Here is an 18,621-nt window from a genome sequence, read left to right on the forward strand (position 1 = left end):
ATTGAATTTGCGCAACTTATTATACGTTATCCCGCAGGGATGTAGCTAACGCTTTGTAATAGGCAATAAAAAAGACTTCTTAGATGCAGTTTATATTTCACTGCTTTCTAAGAAGTCTTTTGTGTTGTGTATTTGATTAGCTTGGATTTAAACTATGTATTATAGACAATCTTCCAACTTAACTTTACCATGAATTGTTCTTAGGTCTTTTAACGTAAGGGAGTAGTTGTTGGAGGTAATATCAAATTTTGACTGATAATAGGGGGTTGGTATTTGCATTAATCCAAGCATAGTATCGTATATCATATCGTTTGTGAAAAAAATCTCCTGATTGTTTTTTAGATTACTGATTAACTCTGGATTTTCTTGCTTAAACTTATTTGAAAAAGAGAAGTATATAGGTATTTTAACAATTTCTTTGACAGAAGGATGCTTTTTATAGTTATTGTAGAAGTATTCTGTACCATGGCAGAATTTTAATTTTAATTCTTCTCCGTGGTCAGCGAAGTAAAGCATACCATCAACAGCAAATTTTTCAAAAAGTAATTTATGGATATTTGACATAATATAATCATTGTAGAGTACACTGTTATCGTAAGCATTTAGCAGACTGTCTGAATCATCCCATTTATTAAAATCACTGGGATAACGGCAATTGTACGAAGCATGTGAACCTAGAAGATTGATTATATATAAAGTCTTTTTGCTTGGTTTAGCTATTGATTTTAAGCAGTTGATAATGCGATCGTCAAAAGTTTGATTTTTTTGCCTTAGCCAAGTATCATTATGGTTTTTGTTTAACCAATATTGTTGATCAGCCTCATGACCTATACGGCCAACTATATTATCATCAACCTGATTGCTAATCCAGACTACATTAAAGCCGCTTGCTTGCGCTATTTCAGTAATTGTAACAGCATTTGCATAGCTGATATTATTATATTGGTTTTTAGCTGTTAGTGCATATTCTAAAGATGATGTTGTTACACCAGCGTTGGAGAAGCCGTTTTTTAAAAGTATTATGTTATCGTTATCAGCATATTTTGTTAGCCATGGTGTAGTATTTCGTCTATAACCATAAGCAGACATGTTAGAGCGGGCATGAGTTTCTCCTATTATTAAAGCAAAATTACCTTCGGTAGAGGTTGAAAGAATATGCTTATCGCGATTTAATTGCTGTTTACGGATAGCACTTTCGGCGGTAAAACTTTCTATTTGGTTATGGCGTTTAATAGTGTCTTGAAGAGTTCTTGCCCAATAGGTTTTTTCAGCAAAAGCGATGTTTGAAGCAACAAGGACAATTGTCAACAAGCAGGCAAGACGGACGTTTGTAAATTGGGGGGGTACAAGAGTATGGGGTATCAACTTGGAATATAAAAACTTTATAACAGTAAAGATTAAAACTCCAAAAGCAATAAGCAGAAATATAATTGATGGTTTAGTATAGGTTAAAATGAATTCCAGACTTTCTTGTCTGTTGCTTTGAAGTACTGCAAGTAAACTGTCAACGGAAATTGGGACGCCAAAAATAGTGTAATATGCAGTGAACAATAATAAGGGGAAAAGTGCTGTCGTCAGGAATAATGCGTCTATAATAACTATTTTTTTCTTGGGTTGTATAGACATGCTAAGCAATTGATTGATAAGAATAGGAAGTATAAGTAGAGTATATCCAAATAAAAAATCTTTCATCAAGCGTTGCAGAAACATAGCTTCTGATTTGAAAGCTAATGCCGGTATAAGAAAGCCTATTAAAGAGGAGATAACACATAGGCAGATAATAGTTTTTTTCTTGCCATATAATTTGTATAGTGATAACCAAATATAGGAAAAGAGAAATATAAGACCGATGTTTTTGAAATCGAATAAGACTTCTTTTGATGATAGTAAATAGGCAATGATATAGTTTATAACTGTTAAAAATAAACTATAGATAACTGTAGTTGAATGTTTGGATAATGACATTAAGCAATCCTCCTTGATTTTGTTTTTAGTATAGTATAGTTTAGTTTAGTGACCTTATGCTAATTTGATGTAATGTGATTTAATTTTAACATATATCATATACTTACATTTCTATCAGCTTTACTTCTACCTTCAGTTCAGACAACAATGCCAGTAAATCGCCGAAAGTAAGCCAGACGGTAGCGGTGTTATCGTTCGGATGAATACCGATGATGGCGGATGGCGGTAAGTTTTTGCTGCTGACGAAGATAACGCTTTTGCTTGTATCGTTCAACAGGCCGAAGGGAGAAACTAAGCCTGACTGCAGTCCAAGATATTTTTCCAGACGCTCTGCCGAAGCGAAGCTGAGGCGGGAGCTTGCAAGCTTTACTGCAAGCTCTTTTAGGTCAACAGGCGTAGCTGCGGGGACGGTCAGAAGAAAGTGCTGCTTACCGTTACTGTTGCGCAAAAATAAGTTTTTGCAGATAACGGCGTTGGCAGGAATATCCAGTACATCGAATTCTTCCATAGAATAAACCGGCCGGTGTTCCGTACAGGTAAACGGTATGTTCTTAGCGTTTAGCAAATCATAGATGTCATTCTTGCCGAAAATCATAGACAATCTCCTTGCAGTAATTTTTTGTGTATCAATGTAATTTATTATAAGTCAACTAAGGATTTACGGCAAGCCGCAGGCTGTCTAAAATATGGAGAAAGCTCGGCGTTCATGCTATAATAATAGCAAAGCGAAAGGCGGAAAAGATAATGCGAAAAGTTATAATATATATTTTGGCGCTGCTGGCTTTGCTGGCAGCAGGCTGCGGCAGCCAACAGCCACAGCCGAAAGAGCTGCAGCTCTGCAGCAGCATGGGCACCAAGCTGACGGAGATTATTGCCGACAGCTACAGTAAGGCTGCCGGTGTAAAAGTAAATATAAGCTATCTGCCGGGAGGCACGCAGCAGGAACGTTTGGATTACCTGCGCAAGCATAAATTTGATGTCTGGCTGGGCGGTACGAGTGAGGAGTATTTCATGGCAGATGAGCAGCATATTCTGCAGCCGTATATTGCCAAGGAATCCTACAAGGTGCCGGCAGAGCTGCGTAACCGTACAGGACAATGGACAAGCCTGTATCTTAGCTATATCGCTTTGCTGAGCAATAAAAACAATCTGCATGCCTACGGTCTGTATGCTCCGGAAACCTGGGATGAGCTTTTGGCACCGCAGCTTAAGGATGAGCTGGCGATTGCCGACTTTGATCTTGGCGGAGCAAGCTTCGGCATGATTACAAGCATTTGGCAGATGCGCGGCAAGGCGCAGGCTATGGCTTATGCAGCCAAGCTTAATGCGCAGCAGCCGGTGTATACCAAGGGCTTCGGCGAGGCGGTAGACCTTGTATATATCGGTAAAAAAACCGTTGCTGTAGTGCCGTTGGATTATGCTCTGCAAATGGAAGCGCGTCACCGCCATCTGTTTGCGACAGTAGTGAAGGATGCCAACCGTACGATGCTTACCGGTGCGGCAATGATGCGCAGCGCAGAGCATCCGGATGAGGCGCGTGCCTTTTTAGATTATCTGATGAGTGACGCGGGCGTAGAGCTGTTGCCTGCTAACGGTTATCACTATATGTGGCATGTAAAAAAATATCCCTATAATGACGGCCGTAGGGAGCTTATAGGTAATGTCCGCGTGCCGGTAGATGATTTAAGCTGGACCTCGGTCTATAAGAGTGAGATTATCCGTCAATGGCGAGGTGCGCTTTAAAGGCATAAAAAAATTGGCGCTTTTACAGCGCCAATCAGCATTGTAAAACCTTATGCTTTACATGGTCCAGTGCCTGGTCAAAAAGACTGAGCACATGGCTGTCATCCAGAGAATAGATAACTTCTTTGCCATCCTTGGTAAATTTTACCAGGTTGGTGGCACGCAGCAGACGCAGCTGATGCGAAATAGCGGAATGAGTCATACCAAGGGAATCGGCAATGCAGGTAACGCACATTTCCTCGTGTGCTAACAGAGAGAGAATGCGGATACGTGTGGGATCGCTGAGAACTTTAAAAATATCTGCCATAGGCTGGATATATTTTTCGTCATCTTTGCCGGGGAAAGGCAAGGCATGATTGTGGATGTGTGTCATTTTTTTCACCTACTTTATTTTTTATTGTTTAAGCGCAGACCTTTATTGAAAAAGAATGCGAGTACTGCGTAATAAAAGAAGCCTCCGGTAGGAGTCTTGCTGATAAACCACGTCGGAAAAAGGAAAAAGCTTACACTGAGAAAGAGCAGCTGCGGCAAGCAGCCGAAAAGACAGCTGATGCCTTCCTCCTGCCATTTGCTTTTAATGTGCAGCGCACTGAAAACGCTGTAGCGTGAGGCAAAGGCTCCGAAGCAAATGCCGCTGAAGGCATAAAGAAGGAGGTTAACGATTTCGCCGAAGTTCATCTTACTTACCTTCTTTGCTGCTGAACTGCTTGAAAAAGCCGGTTTTGAGCAGCAGGCAGGCGATAACGCTGCCACCGATGGTGCTTACCAAAAACGGCGGAATAAAGAACCAGGCTACAGCCTTGCTGCCTAAAAGCAGAGTAGCCATAATCCAGGCGACGAAGCCACCGATGATACCGGTGCCGAAAATTTCACCGGCCATAGCTGCCGGCAATGTTTTGTAACGGCTGTAGGCCAGTCCGGCGAGGGCTGCACCAATCATACTGCCGGGGAAAGCCAGCAGTGAGCCTGTGCCAAGCATGTTGCGCAGACAGGCAATAATAAAGCCTATAGCAACGGCGTAATCAGGTCCCAAGAGAACCGCACCCATAACATTGATGGCATGCTGCACAGGGAAGCATTTGGAAACACCTGCCGGAATATAAATTAAATGTGCGCTCAGTGTGCCGATGGCAATCAGAAGCGCTGCTGATGTCAGCTTGCGGGTTTGCATATAAAAACCTCCATATGAAAGTTGTGTATGGCTAACAATGATATAACTATATTATAGCATTTAAATAGGTGTTTTGTGAACATATCTGAATAAATTCATAAGAAAATTTTTCAGAATATAAAAGCTTATTAAGCAGAACAGGAGTGATAAATTTGGCTTTGTTAGAAGGTATTAAGGTTGTTGATTTTTCCAAATGGCTGCCGGGACAATATTGCGGTATGCTGTTGGGTGATTACGGTGCAGATGTTATTAAGATTGAGGATTTGCAGGGTGATGCGACACGTCGCTTTTGGCCTGAAAAAACTAAAGGTATGAGCTATTGGCATTTGATGCTGAACCGCAATAAGCGAGGCGTTGCCTTGAATCTTAAAAAGGACGGCGGACGTGATTTGCTGCTGAAGCTGTTGCAAGAGGCCGATGTTTTTCTAGAGGGCTTCCGTCCGGGATATCTGGCGCGTTATGGACTGGATTATACAAGCGTGCATAAAATCAATCCGCGTCTGGTGTACTGTTCGATTACCGGCTTCGGCCAGGAATCGCATAAGCCGGCGCATGATTTGAATGTTGTGGGGCTGGCAGGCTTAAACAATCTTGATGATGTCGGCAGAGCCTGCGTATCTGAGGTGCAGGTGAGCGCCGTAGGCAGCGGTCTGAATGCTTTGAGTGCGATTTCGATGGCGCTGCTGGCGCGCGAACGTACCGGCAAGGGACAGTGGCTCGATGTCAATCTATATGCTACGGCGTTGTCTATGCAGGTGACGGGCATCAGCGCTTTGTGGGGCTGCCGGGAAACTGGTGAAAAGCCCTTTGGCCGTATAGCGCATTATTATAATATTTATCGTACCGCAGATGGCAGATATATGACAGTTGGTACTATCGAGCCTAAGTTTTGGCAACGCTTTTGCGATTTAATTGAATGTCCGGAGCTGGAAAAACGCCAATATGATTTTGCTCATGAGGAGGAGCTGCAGCAGCTGGTAGCTGCCAAAATTGCTGCTAAAACTCAGCAAGAGTGGCTGGAGCTTATCGGCGGCGCAGAATTTTGCGTAACGCCTGTATGCAGCCTGGAGGAAGCACTGGACAGTAAGCTGACGGCGCAGGAGTATATCCTGCAGGAAGCAGACAGTGATCTTGGAAGGCTGCAGTATATCGGCGGTCCGGTGAAGTTCAGTGAGGATGCAAGTACCATCCGCATGAGAGCGCCTAAGCTCGGCGAACATACGCTGGATATTTTGCAGGAACTGGGATATAATGATAATGAAATCAGCGCTTTGCATGAAGAGGGCGCAATATAGGATTTTTTGGTTGTAGTGTGTTTATGAAGCAGGAGGCCAATATGAGGAAAATATTAAAGCTTTTTATGACGTTTGTTTTTGCCTGCTGCCTGTTCGTAGGCGTTAATCCTGCAGAGGCAGGTTTAATCAGCAGAGAGCAGGAAATTGAAATGGGTCAGCAGACAGCTAAGCAGCTGGAGGCGCAATACGGCGTGTCGCAGGATGCTGCGCTGCAGGAAAGAGTTAACCGCATCGGCCAAAGACTGGCGAAAGTTTGCGGACGTGATGATATCACCTTTTCCTTCAAGGTGCTCAACAATAATGAGGTCAATGCATTAGCCTGCCCCGGCGGCTTTGTTTATGTGTATAAGGGACTGATTGACTACATGCCGACAGACATGGAGCTGGCTGGCGTTCTTGGTCATGAGGTGGGACACGTAGCCAAGAAGCATACAGTAAATGCGATTGAAAAGCAGATGTGGACCTCACTGATTCTGATAGCTGCCACCCGCGGACAGGGCATGGGACTTGTGCAGGCAGCGCAGCAGGCGTTGTTTGCCGGCTACAGCCGTACTGATGAGCGCGGTGCCGATAAGGAAGGCGTAAAAAACAGTATCGCAGCGGGCTATAACCCTTACAGCATGCTGATTACCGTGTGGAAGCTTGATGATTTGTCCAAGCAGGGCGGCGGTGCGAAATACGGTCTGTTCAGCAGCCATCCCGAGCCGGAGGAACGCGTAAAACGCGTTATGAAGCAGCTGAAGGAATATAACATTCATCCCGATGTTGTTGTTAAAGATGATGACCATGCGACTGTTACCGAGGGCAACTGGAGCTTTAACGTAAGTCAGAGTATTGGTAATACCAAGGGCAAATATCGTGCCTATATGCTTGCCGGCGGCTTGTGGAACGTGCGTCAGCGCGGACCTGTAAACCCCAACCATTTTGTGGTTTATGACAACGGCATTACGGCAGATATCTATTATGACGATATCCAGGTTTTCCGTCTGTATACTCAGGATGCAGGTGCCTTTGGCAGTGCCGGAGCTTATGCCGCAGCCTGCGTTGATATGCTGCGTGATTGGGCGCAGATAGCCAATGCTAATGATGCTAAAGCTAAGAGCAGCACCAAAAAGAAATAAGCAGATTTAGGCAATAAATAAAGCCATACCATGCTAAGCGTTTTGCTTAGCGAGGTATGGCTTTTTAGTTGCTTTTAAACGGTAAGATGAGAAGGGATGCTTACAGTACCTTTTGCAGCAGATTCAGCACGTTTTTATGGGTAATTTTTTCAACGGTGCTGGCGCTGTATTTTTTAGAAAGATATTCATACACTGCACTGTAATCCTGCACGCCGTGGAGGTTGTAGGGCGGATGGCTGATGCCGTCAAAGTCGCTGCCGAAGCCGATATGGTCATCGTTGCCCATGATGTTCAGCATATAGTCGATATGGCGGTAAATGCTTTCGATGCAGGCATCGTTGTAATCGTGCTCCAAAAATTGACCGGCAAAGGTAACACCGATGAGGCCATCATTTTCGTTGATTGCCAAAATCTGCTTGTCATCCAGGTTACGCGGATGCGGGCAAAGAGCCTTGGCATTGGAATGAGTTGCGATAATGGGCTTGCTGCTGGTCTCGATAACATCCCAGAAGCCTGCGGGTGCGATGTGGGAAACGTCAACCAGCATACCGAGCTTGTTCATTTCAGCAACTACTTGGCGGCCGAAAACGGTAAGACCGCCGCCGCTGCCTTCTTCGTTAACGCCGTCGGCAATATCGTTACGGTTGCTCCAGGTAAGAGTCATTGCACGCACGCCTAAGGCGTAAAGGCAACGCAGTGCTTCCAGGCTGCCGTCGATAGCGCCGCCTTCTTCAATGGCGAGCAGGGTTGCGGCCTTGTGGTTGAGCACATCGGCTGCATCCTCTTTTGTGAGCACCTGCAGTACGTCAATACCGTCTACATGCAGCTTCTTTACCTCTTGCAGGTATTTGTCGAGCAGCTGCAGGGTGTAGCGCAGGCCGCCGTAATAACGGAATTCGCGTGTGGGTACGAAAATAGCACAGAATTGCAGACCGCCGCCGAGAGCGATTTGACGCTGAATGTCAAAATGCTGGTCATTAGCATAAAGGCTGGTGCCTTTCTTATATAATTCGGTAAGGGTATCGCAGTGACAATCACAGATAAACATAGGGAAAACTCCTTTCAGAATTTATTAAACCCCCGCGTTTCCCGAACGTGGAACAGCGGGGGTTATAATACTGTAAATTTTTACTTAACAGTTAAAGGTACTTGCTTCTTACCAACCGGTGTAGTAGTAGAAGAAGGTCATACCGATGGTAACGATCATAGCACCGGCCATGGGGATTGCGGTGCGTTTTACCAGATCAAAGGAGGAAACGCCACCCATACCGGAAGATACTACGATAACTGCGGTAATCGGGGAGCAGTTACGCATGATGGAAGCTGCAAAGTGCATCGGCAGCAGCATCAGTACAGGGTGCAGGCCGCTGTGCGCTGCAACTGCCGGAGTAAGTGCGGCGAATGCGAAGAAGGGAGCGTTGCCACTGCCCATAACAATTGCGGATACAGCGATGATTGCTACCATAACCAGCATCATAGCCATCGGGCCGAAGCCTAAGTTTTTACTGCCGTCGATAAGAGTGGTGATAGCACCCATGGATACTAGGCCCTTAGCAAAGGTCTGACCTGCTACAACCAGGGTAATAACGTTAGCCATCTGCATACCTAAGCCGTCAAAGAAGGTCTGAATATCGCCCAGAACTTTTTGACCGTCACGCCAACGGCCGTACTCGCACATAACACCGATAGTCATGCCGATGAACATTGCCATAACGATGTTCATCTTAATAGTGGTAATCCAAAGAGAGCTGAAGGAAAGAATCAATGCCAGAGGAATTACCGGCAGGATAGCGTACCACATCGGTGCATTATCTGCTTCTTCTTCAACTTTTTCAACTTCCATAGGCTGCACTATATGACCGTCGCGTTTATCCATATATTTCTGAGTCAGGTAATGCAGAACGCCTACAACTACGAAGGCTACAGCAACGATAGGAACCTGATAATGACTCCAGTAAACTACAGGGTCAACGCCTGCGGTTTCAGCGGAGAGGATGGTACCGGTATCACTGGGGCTCCAGTCGAAGCAGAGGGTGGTTGCTACAGCAGCGGTTGCGGACAGACGGCTTACGCCCAAGCCCAACAGGATGGGGAACATGGTTACCATCAGCAGCATTGCCAGACCGGAGGCACTGTTGATGCACAGACCGATGAGCATACCGATAATCCAGGTGCCGCTCATTACCAGATAGGGGGATTTTAAAGCCATCAACGGTTTGATGGTTAAACGTACTAAAGAGCGGGAAGCGCCGATTTTATCCATATATTTAGCAAAAGCGCCTACAGACATAATGTTCAGGCCGAGTTTGCCGACATTAGAGCTGAAAGTTGCGCGGATAAATTCAAAGGCATCGAAAATTACGGAGCCTGTTGTAGCCTTAGCTCCTAAAATCTGGCTGTAACCCAGCATAGCAGCGATATACATCATGATAATACCGCCCATGAAGAGCACAGGCTGTGGTTTGTACTTTTTGTAAATCAAATAGCCAACCCAAAATGTTATAATTACAGAAATAACAATACCCAATTTTCATCATCCCTTTCTCTTATGAATTTATTTTACAAAAATTTAGGCAATTCCATTATAGCATAACTTTGCTGCATTAAGCAATAAAAAAACCTGCAATATTCCCCGCGAAGGGGACAGAATGCAGGTTTTTTTTAGTTAATTATTAATAAATGTCAATCTTCTAGAGACAAAACACGTAAAACATGTTGGATATAAATAGCCTGAATAGCTTTGGAACGGCCAAGACCACACAGATGACCGGTTGTTTTGATGCCTAAAGCTTCAATCTGAGTCTTCCAGCTGTCTTCCTCGTCGCCGTACATATCGTTTTTAGCATGGTCGCCGGCAACAACCATCAGGGGATACATATGTACATGCTTGTACTTGCGCTCCTGCAGTTTTTGCAGAACCGCTTCAAAATTAGGAGTATCCTCTTCTTCTACTGTTCCTACAATAGCAGGGAATTTCATAGAATCAAAGATTTCCTGCAGTCTGACATAGGTATAGCCGTGCGCTTTATTGTTATTACGCGGAGTGCCGTGGCCCATGAGAACTACACCTTCATCTGCAGCTAAGGGAGGAACCTGAACGGCAACAGCGGCTGCTGCCAGCCTATAATCCTCATCATTAACGATAAGCGGTTGGCTGATAATAATTTTTTGGAATTTAGCGGTGAATTTATCCCTGAGGCTGAGAATCTTCTGTTCGAATTCTTCACCATGCAGCAGATGCGTCGGCTGCAGCACTACCTCTTCGTAGCCTGCGTCAACCAGCTTTTGCAGAACTGTTTCCGTATCGTCGATTTTAATGCCTCGTTCAGCCAGACGTTTGCGGATAATTGCGGAGGTAAAGGCACGGTACTGGTCATAGGCAGGAAAGGCTGCTGCGAGTGCCTGCTCAATGCCGCCGATATCGTGGGTTCTGGTTTCGTCAAAGGTGGAGCCAAAGCTGATAACCACCAGAGCTTTTTTGCTATCCATATATAATATAGCACCTCTTCTTCATAAATTAATTTTTATTATAAAAATACTCTCCGCCCTGAAAAGCGGACGGAGAGTAAAAAGGTGTGAAAGAAATGAATTACTTGTTAAGTAAATTATTTAGCTTCCAGAGCATCCCAAGAATCGTTTGCTCTTTCAACAAACAGTTTTTGTACTGCTGCGTTTTCGCCCAGGCCGTGGATATAGGTGTTAACCTTGAAGCCTTCAGCCTGCAGTTGAGATTTAAAGGAATCAGGCTCGTCACCGGCCATATCGTTATTAGCATGGTCGCCTGCAACCATCATCAGCGGCATCAGAGTTACGTTCTTAATGCCTTTAGCTTTCAGTTGCGGAGTAACGGTGTCCAGATGCGGCCAGCCTTCTACGGAGAAGATGTAAGCGTTGGTATAGCCAAGCTCATTCAGACGGTCTTGCATTACTGCATAGTAAGCATTGGACGGATGCGGAGTACCATGAGCCATAATCAGAACAGCATCTTTTTTGCCGAGTTTCGGGAATTGAGTAGCAACTGCTTTCATGGTTTCGGTAATATCGTCAGCTTGACCTTCCTGGCCTTGCCAGTACATCAGCGGAGTGCCGAAGGTCATTTTCTTGAAGTCATTTTTGTGCAGGTTATAAACTGCATCTTTGTATGCATATTCCATGCCCGGAATAATATCCAGAGAGGTCAGAGCAACACGGGTGTAGCCTTCAGCTTTCAGTTGAGCCAGAGCTTGTTCAGGTGTCGGAATGGTGAGACCTTCATGAGCTTTGATACGGTCAATAATAATATGAGAGGTGAAAGCAGTAACTACTTTTACACCGGGATGAGCAGCTTTAATAGCGTCTACAGTTGCTTCAATAGTTTTAGCACGGCTGTCTTTAAAGGTGGTGCCGAAGCTCATAACAACGATAGCGTCTTTGTCAGGCAGGTTTGCCAGAGCCGGATTAACATTGGTTTTTACGCCGATTTGGGATGCCATAAGCAGAGCCGGGGTAGCGTCTTTAACTTCGTCGTTCAGTTGATATGCGGCATGGCTGGTAGCAGCAAAGCCTAAGAGGGCAGCGCAAGTCATAGATGCAACAGCAAATTTTTTCAGACTTTTCATTTTGAAAGCACTCCTTTGAAATTCATAATCATCAAAAATAGTAGAAGGTTCTTTTATAAACCTTACTTCTCTGTATTATATCACTTATAGTTGAGATGTCAACAAAAATAATAAGAATTGCTATTATGAAGCTGTAATAAAAAAACAGACTGCTGTTATCAGCAGTCTGTTGCAGGATTATTTCCTGAAAATTTTTTTGAAGCAGTCCTTCAGAGAACGATTGAGCATACCGCCTGCCGGGGCATTTTCGTATTCACGGTTACGGCTGTCGCTGAAGGAGGCAACAAGTGTGCCGTCAGACAAATCATAAAAGTTATAAATCAGGCTTAGCTGTGCATACGGATGAAAGCTTTCCGGTACCCAGCGCTGGCGTACAACATCTTCAGTCCAATAGTGGCGTTTTCCATCTTTGTCATAGTAATAATGTGTTTCTTGGGTAGTGTAATCTTCAAAATGACCGGGAACACGAATGGTGCGGTAGCCAAAATGATTAATGGTAACTCGCATTTCCAAATCTCTGGGCGCTAAATTTTTTTGGCTGGTTTTAACATTATGATATTCCGGCAGCGGCTTTTGCGTTTCATCTGTAGCAATCAGCTTTTGTTTGCCGGCAGCCTGCAAAACAGCGGCGAGGACTTTGGTTTCGGCATGTTCGTCCGATTTGAAATAGCGTGCGGGCTCTCCTTCCAGATTATCAATTTGGGTAATATGAATTTCTTTGACTGTACGCAGATTGTAATCAGGATGCTTATAGGGCTGATTAGCGAAGCAGGAAATGCTGACGCAGAGCAGCATAATGAATGTAAGCAGAAACAAAACTGATTTTTTCATAGCGGACCTCTCGAAAACTTATAGCAAATTAATCCTTCAGCATGCCCTTGATTCCTGCAAAGGTTTCCGGGCTGATGATATGCTCGATACGGCAGGCATCCTTTTCCGCAATTTTCTCGTCTACGCCTAGAAGCTCGTTGATGAAACGGGTGAGGGTTACGTGACGGTCGTAGACGGCAGCAGCTTTTTTCTGACCATCCTTGGTAAGCAGGATGCGGCCGTCAGGCTCCATGATAATATAGTTATCACGTTTAAGAATGCTCATAGCGCGGCTGACGCTGGCTTTTGTAAAATTTATTTCCTCCGCAATGTCGATAGAACGTACGCTGCCATTGCGTTTGGTCAGAACTAAGATAGTTTCCAAGTAATTTTCTCCGGATTCCAGCAGTGACATTTTTATAACCTCCATCAGTATCAGATGTAATATTTCGATTACTATTATTTTAACACATTTAATTCTTAACGTCACTAGCAGAGATAGTGTATAATAAAAAACAAACAAAATAGTCAAATGAGTAAGCTGTGGCTATCTAAAATAGATGATCAGAAACGGAAAGAGGTAGTGATATGTTAAAATTTATGCAGGAAACACTAAGTGTCTGGGAGCTCCTGCAACATACAAAAAAACCGATAGTACTTTACGGAATGGGCAACGGAGCCGATAAAATTATCGACTGGTGCGAAGCAAACGGAGTGCAGGTGCAGGGTGTATTTGCCAGTGACGAGTTCGTCCGCGGACAGCAGTTCCGCGGCTTTACGGTAGAACGCTATGATGTGCTGCGTGCGCGTCTGGGCAATGAGCTTCTGGTTGTTATCGCTTTTGCCAGCGAAAGACCGGAGGTGCTGGAGCGCTTTGCGCAGCTGGCTGCCGAGCAGGAGGTTGTGGCACCGCATCTGCCGCTTTTTGATGAGGAAGAAACTGTAAGCGCCGCCTGGCTGCAGCGTTACGAAGAGCAGCTGACGCAGGTTTATGACAGACTGGCGGATGAACAGTCGCGCAGAGTTTTTGCGGCTACGCTTAACTATAAGCTTAGCGGCAAGATAAGCTATCTTTTTGACTGTGAAACGCAGCGTGAGGAGGATATCAGGATGTTGCTTGCGCCGACAGCCGAAGAAGTATATATGGATCTTGGTGCCTATAACGGTGATACCATACAGGAGCTGGGACGCCTGACTGACTGGCAATGGCGCGAGGTGCTGGCGGTAGAGCCGGATCGCCGTAACTGCCGCAAGCTGCGTCTGCTGGCAGATGAGCTAGCGGAGAAGGGGCTTACTGTCGAGATACACGAGGCAGGCATCTGGAGCGAGCAGGTAGAGCTGGGCTTCAGCGACAGCGGCGGCAGACAGTCAACGTTTATCGGCGCGGAGAAGAAAACCGTGCCGGTGACGACGATTGATGCTGTAGCGGCGGGACGCCCGGTGACAATGATCAAAATGGATGTCGAGGGGGCGGAGGTGCAGGCTATTGCCGGTGGCAGACAGACCATCGGCGAATGTAAGCCGAAGCTGTTTGTCGCGGCCTACCATTATGATGTTGATTTATTCCGCCTGCCGCTGCTTTTGTGGGAGCTGGTGCCGGAGTATAAGATTTATTTGCGTAAGCATCCTTATGTCCCTGCATGGGAATTGAATTTTATTTGCATCGGAAAATAGCGGGACAATAAAAGTCCACATAGGACAAAAAACGTCAAATGTAATATGGTGGTGGAATGTCCGTTCAATAAGTGTCAAGGTGACATAAAAAGTTAAATATTTGTAAAAATAATGTAAAGTGTAAGCAGGTAAAAAACGTCCTGCAGCGAATTTATCAAATATGGGTGTAGAATGGAACACGCTAAAATATAATTTTCAACGACGATGCAAAAAAAGGAGTGTATGTGAATGAAAAAATCTAAATGGATGCTTGGTGCAGCAGCAATGTTGGCTTTATCTGTAGCTTTGGCTGGCTGCGGCGGCGGCGACAAAAAAGCAGACAATAAGGCTGCCGGCGTAAAAGGCAGCTTGATGGTTTATACCTCTATTTATCCTGATATTATCGACAATATGTGCAAACCTAATGTTGCAAAAGCTTTCCCGGATATGAAGGTTAACTGGTTCCAAGGCGGTACCGAAAAAGTTATCACCAAGATTACCGGCGAAATCAAAGCTAAAAAAATTGCTGCAGACGTTCTGATGGTTGCGGATCCTTCCTATTATCTGAAGCTGCAGGAGCAAGGCTTGCTGTTGCCTTATAAATCCAAAGAAGATGCTAACGTTATCAGTGAAAAAGACAAAGACGGCAACTGGTACGGCGTTCGTATCTCCAACATGATCATTGCTTATAACTCCAATAAGCTGAAAGCTGAAGAAGCTCCGAAAAACTGGACAGATCTGACCGATCCGAAATGGAAAGGCAAAATCGCTATGCCTAACCCGATGCTGTCCGGTACTGCTTATGTAGCAGTTGGCGCTCTGGCTGACAAATACGGCTGGGAATATTTCGATAAATTGAAAGCTAACGGCCTGCGCGTTGAAGAAGGCAACTCCGCTATTCAAAACAAGCTGTTGACCGGCGAATATGCAGCTGTAATGATTCTGGAAGAAAACATCCTGAAGCTGGCTAACACCAAGAAAGAGCCTCTGAAGATTGTTTACCCGACCGACGGCGTAATCAACGTTCCTTCCCCGATCGCTATTTTCAAGGAAACCAAGAATCCTGAGGGTGCAAAGGCTTTGGTTGACTGGTGGCTGTCCAAAGAAGGTCAGGAAGCAGTTGTTAAGGGTTGGATGCACTCCGTTCGTGGCGACGTAAAAGCTCCTACCGGTGCTGAAGAAACCAAGAAGATTGTTGAGGGCAGAATTAAAGTTGACTGGCAGAAGCTGGCTAACAACAATGCTCAAATCAAAGAAGAATTCCGTAAGAGAGTTATGGATAAATAATGCGTTGCTAAGTTAAATTATAGCGGAAACAGGGAGACCTTTCAGGCCATCCCTGTTTTCTGCTCAATAAAGAGGGGCCGAAAGTCTGCTTTTGGTGTTGCTCTGAGGTATTAAAAAAGGAGAAAGAAGCGTTCTATGTCAAGAATAAACAGTAAATTTATTGTTATCGCTATCTCCGTGCTGTTGCTTTTATACTTTGTTATCTTCCCGATGGGAATTCTGCTGTATGACAGCATCATGCTGGATGGCGCAATTAACTTGGAAAATTATCGCAATGTATATAGCCAGGATGTCAACTGGCGTGCGTTGACGAATACAATCGAGCTGTCTTTGGGTGTTATGATTGTCAGTGTGCTGATTACCTTCCCGCTGGCTTGGCTGGTTGGCCGTACTGATATGCCCGGTAAGAAAATCTACCGTACTCTGCTGGTATCCAGCTACATGATTCCGCCGTATGTAGGCGCTATTGCCTGGGTACAGCTGCTGAACCCCAGTGTAGGTTATCTGAACGAGATTCTTAAATTTGTCTTTGGGCTGGAAACAGCGCCCTTTGACATTTATACTATGGCCGGCTTAGGATGGGTACTGACTTTGTTCTACTCTCCCTTTGCTTTCATTACCATTTCACGTGCTATGGAGAAAATGGATCCGACTCTGGAGGAGGCAGCGCGTGTCAGCGGTGCTTCTCCGATGCGTACTGTTTTTGACGTAACACTGCCGCTGATGGCTCCGTCCATTCTGGCCGGCGGTTTGCTGGTATTTATTGCTGCCGGCAGCTGCTTCGGTATTCCTGCTATCGTAGGTATGCCTGGCAACATTGAAGTAATGACCACGCGTATCGTAACCTATATTTACATGGGCGATACTGCGGGCGTACGTGATGCTACCGCTCTGGCTGCGTCCCTCATGTTCCTTGCTAACATCCTGCTGTTCGGTATGACCTGGATGGTTGGTAAAAAGGATTACACCACTATCAGCGGTAAGAGCACCCGTCCGAACATTGTAGAGCTGGGCAAATGGAAATGGCCCTGCTTCTGCCTGGTTGGCGCTTACAGCATGATTTCCATTATCATTCCGCTGGGCTCCATCGTGCTTACCAGCTTGATTATCACCCTGTCCAAGCCGATTGGTCTGGACAACATTGGCTTTGATGCCTGGATTCCTGTTATCACCAGCTCCCAGTACATGGAAAGCGTTTGGAACTCTGTTGTTTACGCTGTTATTGCTGCCTGCATCGGCACACTTATTTCCATCTTTATTGCATATCTTGCAGTTAAAACCAGAATCAAAGGCCGCAGCCTGCCGGATCTGCTGGTAGTTATCGGTGGCAGTACCCCGTCCATCGTTATTGCGCTGGCTTTGATTATTACCTTCAGCGGTAATTTTGGTTTGAACCTTTATTCCACGATGTTGATTATGGTAGTTGCTTATCTGGTAAAATACATGACGATGTCTGTGCGTACCATCGCCGCTTCGCTGAGTCAGGTGCACATCTCTCTGGAGGAGGCTGCACTGAACTCCGGCGCCAGCTGGCTGCGCTGCTGTAAGGATATCATCATGCCGCTTATTGCACCGTCTATAGTTGCCGGCTGGTTCCTGATTTTCATGCCGTCCTTCTACGAGCTGACTATGTCCCTGCTCCTGTACGGCAGTGATACCAAGACCATCGGCGTATTGCTGTATGAATTGCAGACCTATGCAGATACGCAGAACGCTTCTGTGCTTTCTGTAATCATTCTGCTGATTGTTTTGATTGGTAACCTGATTCTGAACAAGGTTTCCAAGGGTAACGTAGGTATTTAATTAAAGGAGTGTAATAAATGGCTGAGGTAAGAATTGAGCATGTATTTAAACGTTTCGGCGCTGTAACTGCCGTAAACGATTTTGATTTAGTTGTAAAGGATGGCGAATTTGTTTCCATCCTCGGTCCTTCCGGTTGCGGTAAAACCACTACCCTGCGTATGATTGCAGGCTTTGAGCGTGCTACCGAAGGTGAAATTTATATCGGCGACCACTGCGTAAGCTCCTCTATTAAGGGCAGCTTCGCTCCGCCGGAAAAACGTGATATCGGTATGGTATTCCAGTCCTATGCTGTTTGGCCGCATATGACTGTTGCCGAAAATGTAGGCTATCCGCTGAAAATTCAAAAGGTAGATAAAAAGGAACGCGAAGAACGCGTACAGAAGATGCTGGAGCTGGTTCATTTGGGCGAATACAGCAAGCGTTATCCGCATCAGCTGTCCGGCGGTCAGCAACAGCGTGTAGCTTTGGCGCGCGCTCTGGTAGCACAGCCGGGCCTGCTGCTGTTGGATGAGCCTCTGTCCAACCTGGATGCTAAGCTGCGTGAATCCATGCGTTTTGAAATCCTTGCTATTCAAAAGGAACTGGGCATCACCGTTGTTTATGTAACCCATGATCAGGGCGAAGCAATGGCAATGAGTGACCGCGTAGTTGTTATGAGCGCCGGCGTTGTACAGCAAATCGGTGCGCCGCACGAAATCTATACCAAGCCTGCCAACAAAATGGTTGCTGACTTCATCGGTCTGGTTAACTTTATCGATGGCGAGGTTAAGGGTGACAGAGTATTCATTAAGGGCAGCAATGTTTCCTTCCCGAATACCGCTAAGGTTACTGGCGAAGCTACCATTGCCGTACGTCCTGAGAATATTACCATGTCCCTCAGCGGCGGTCAGATGGAAGGTCAGGTAACTCACCGCTTCTACCTGGGCGATGCGGTTGACTATCGTGTAAACGTTCACGGTCATGACATCCGCGTAATCGTTAAGGGCGCAGACATTGATGCAATTCCTGACGGCTCCAAGGTATACCTGGACTTTGACAGAGTAATGGTTTTCGACAGAAACTAAGCTGAAAATACAAGACGGAGATAACGGATTAAATTACTGTTATCTTCGTCTTTTTTTGTGGGAAAAAACATAAAAAACGGCGGCTAGCGTAAAGTTTTTGTAGGAAAAACG

General features: G+C 45.4%; 18 protein-coding genes. 7 read left to right on the plus strand and 11 right to left on the minus strand.

The window, feature by feature from the left end:
- Nucleotides 1-159: 159 nt before the first annotated feature.
- Together HMPREF9443_RS03590 and HMPREF9443_RS03595 are read right to left on the minus strand one after the other, a co-directional pair.
- Nucleotides 160-1,965: a phosphoethanolamine transferase gene (locus tag HMPREF9443_RS03590; protein ID WP_009145148.1), complete on the minus strand. Its 1,806-nt coding sequence runs from the start codon at nucleotides 1,963-1,965 to the stop codon at nucleotides 160-162.
- Between the two features lie 103 nt (nucleotides 1,966-2,068).
- Nucleotides 2,069-2,560, minus strand: a complete 492-nt coding sequence (locus HMPREF9443_RS03595; RefSeq protein WP_009145149.1) for a prolyl-tRNA synthetase associated domain-containing protein — start codon at nucleotides 2,558-2,560, stop codon at nucleotides 2,069-2,071.
- 149 nt (nucleotides 2,561-2,709) lie between these two features.
- Here HMPREF9443_RS03595 and HMPREF9443_RS03600 point away from each other — a divergent pair, with 149 nt between their 5' ends.
- Entirely contained in the window at nucleotides 2,710-3,708 is a 999-nt protein-coding gene (locus tag HMPREF9443_RS03600; protein ID WP_009145150.1) for an ABC transporter substrate-binding protein, read from the plus strand.
- A 34-nt stretch (nucleotides 3,709-3,742) separates the two neighbouring features.
- Here the strand turns inward: HMPREF9443_RS03600 and HMPREF9443_RS03605 are convergent, their stop codons facing one another.
- From HMPREF9443_RS03605 to thiW, 3 genes are read right to left on the minus strand one after another with little or no spacing between them, the layout of a single operon-like run.
- The gene (locus tag HMPREF9443_RS03605) at nucleotides 3,743-4,081 is read right to left on the minus strand and encodes an ArsR/SmtB family transcription factor (protein WP_009145151.1); all 339 of its coding nucleotides are present in this window, start codon (nucleotides 4,079-4,081) and stop codon (nucleotides 3,743-3,745) included.
- 14 nt (nucleotides 4,082-4,095) lie between these two features.
- Nucleotides 4,096-4,386: a hypothetical protein gene (locus HMPREF9443_RS03610; RefSeq protein WP_009145152.1), complete on the minus strand. Its 291-nt coding sequence runs from the start codon at nucleotides 4,384-4,386 to the stop codon at nucleotides 4,096-4,098.
- A gap of 1 nt (nucleotide 4,387) precedes the next feature.
- A complete protein-coding gene (gene thiW, locus HMPREF9443_RS03615; RefSeq protein ID WP_009145153.1) occupies nucleotides 4,388-4,879 on the minus strand; it encodes an energy coupling factor transporter S component ThiW in 492 nt (163 codons plus the stop codon).
- Nucleotides 4,880-5,031: 152 nt separating this feature from the next.
- On the opposite strand from thiW, the gene HMPREF9443_RS03620 reads away from it, so the two are divergent.
- Nucleotides 5,032-6,174, plus strand: coding sequence for a CaiB/BaiF CoA transferase family protein (locus tag HMPREF9443_RS03620; protein WP_040565002.1), 1,143 nt, complete (start codon nucleotides 5,032-5,034; stop codon nucleotides 6,172-6,174).
- Nucleotides 6,175-6,215: 41 nt separating this feature from the next.
- A complete protein-coding gene (locus tag HMPREF9443_RS03625; protein ID WP_040565005.1) occupies nucleotides 6,216-7,295 on the plus strand; it encodes a M48 family metallopeptidase in 1,080 nt (359 codons plus the stop codon).
- Nucleotides 7,296-7,395: 100 nt separating this feature from the next.
- Here HMPREF9443_RS03625 and HMPREF9443_RS03630 read toward each other — a convergent pair whose 3' ends face one another.
- From HMPREF9443_RS03630 to HMPREF9443_RS03655, 6 genes are all read right to left on the minus strand, one after another.
- Nucleotides 7,396-8,343, minus strand: coding sequence for a dipeptidase (locus HMPREF9443_RS03630; protein ID WP_009145156.1), 948 nt, complete (start codon nucleotides 8,341-8,343; stop codon nucleotides 7,396-7,398).
- Between the two features lie 108 nt (nucleotides 8,344-8,451).
- Nucleotides 8,452-9,822: a C4-dicarboxylate transporter DcuC gene (gene dcuC, locus HMPREF9443_RS03635; RefSeq protein ID WP_009145157.1), complete on the minus strand. Its 1,371-nt coding sequence runs from the start codon at nucleotides 9,820-9,822 to the stop codon at nucleotides 8,452-8,454.
- Nucleotides 9,823-9,977: 155 nt separating this feature from the next.
- The gene (locus HMPREF9443_RS03640) at nucleotides 9,978-10,784 is read right to left on the minus strand and encodes a sirohydrochlorin cobaltochelatase (protein ID WP_009145158.1); all 807 of its coding nucleotides are present in this window, start codon (nucleotides 10,782-10,784) and stop codon (nucleotides 9,978-9,980) included.
- Between the two features lie 116 nt (nucleotides 10,785-10,900).
- Nucleotides 10,901-11,893, minus strand: coding sequence for a sirohydrochlorin cobaltochelatase (locus tag HMPREF9443_RS03645; RefSeq protein WP_009145159.1), 993 nt, complete (start codon nucleotides 11,891-11,893; stop codon nucleotides 10,901-10,903).
- Between the two features lie 177 nt (nucleotides 11,894-12,070).
- Nucleotides 12,071-12,724, minus strand: coding sequence for a hypothetical protein (locus HMPREF9443_RS03650; RefSeq protein ID WP_009145160.1), 654 nt, complete (start codon nucleotides 12,722-12,724; stop codon nucleotides 12,071-12,073).
- 28 nt (nucleotides 12,725-12,752) lie between these two features.
- A complete protein-coding gene (locus HMPREF9443_RS03655) occupies nucleotides 12,753-13,112 on the minus strand; it encodes a metal-dependent transcriptional regulator (RefSeq protein ID WP_148495320.1) in 360 nt (119 codons plus the stop codon).
- Nucleotides 13,113-13,291: 179 nt separating this feature from the next.
- Here HMPREF9443_RS03655 and HMPREF9443_RS03660 point away from each other — a divergent pair, with 179 nt between their 5' ends.
- The 4 genes from HMPREF9443_RS03660 to HMPREF9443_RS03675 all read left to right on the plus strand — a co-directional run bounded on the left by HMPREF9443_RS03660 (nucleotide 13,292) and on the right by HMPREF9443_RS03675 (nucleotide 18,510).
- On the plus strand, nucleotides 13,292-14,377 hold the full coding sequence (locus tag HMPREF9443_RS03660; RefSeq protein WP_009145162.1) for an FkbM family methyltransferase: 1,086 nt from the start codon (nucleotides 13,292-13,294) through the stop codon (nucleotides 14,375-14,377).
- Nucleotides 14,378-14,605: 228 nt separating this feature from the next.
- Nucleotides 14,606-15,643 carry an ABC transporter substrate-binding protein gene (locus tag HMPREF9443_RS03665; RefSeq protein WP_009145163.1) on the plus strand — a complete coding sequence of 346 codons (1,038 nt, stop codon included), beginning with the start codon at nucleotides 14,606-14,608 and terminating at the stop codon, nucleotides 15,641-15,643.
- 135 nt (nucleotides 15,644-15,778) lie between these two features.
- Entirely contained in the window at nucleotides 15,779-17,446 is a 1,668-nt protein-coding gene (locus HMPREF9443_RS03670) for an ABC transporter permease (RefSeq protein WP_009145164.1), read from the plus strand.
- Nucleotides 17,447-17,463: 17 nt separating this feature from the next.
- Nucleotides 17,464-18,510 carry an ABC transporter ATP-binding protein gene (locus HMPREF9443_RS03675; RefSeq protein WP_009145165.1) on the plus strand — a complete coding sequence of 349 codons (1,047 nt, stop codon included), beginning with the start codon at nucleotides 17,464-17,466 and terminating at the stop codon, nucleotides 18,508-18,510.
- The last annotated feature ends 111 nt before the right edge of the window (nucleotides 18,511-18,621 follow it).

The organism is Phascolarctobacterium succinatutens YIT 12067 (assembly GCF_000188175.1).
Classification (GTDB): Bacteria; Bacillota; Negativicutes; order Acidaminococcales; family Acidaminococcaceae; genus Phascolarctobacterium_A; species Phascolarctobacterium_A succinatutens.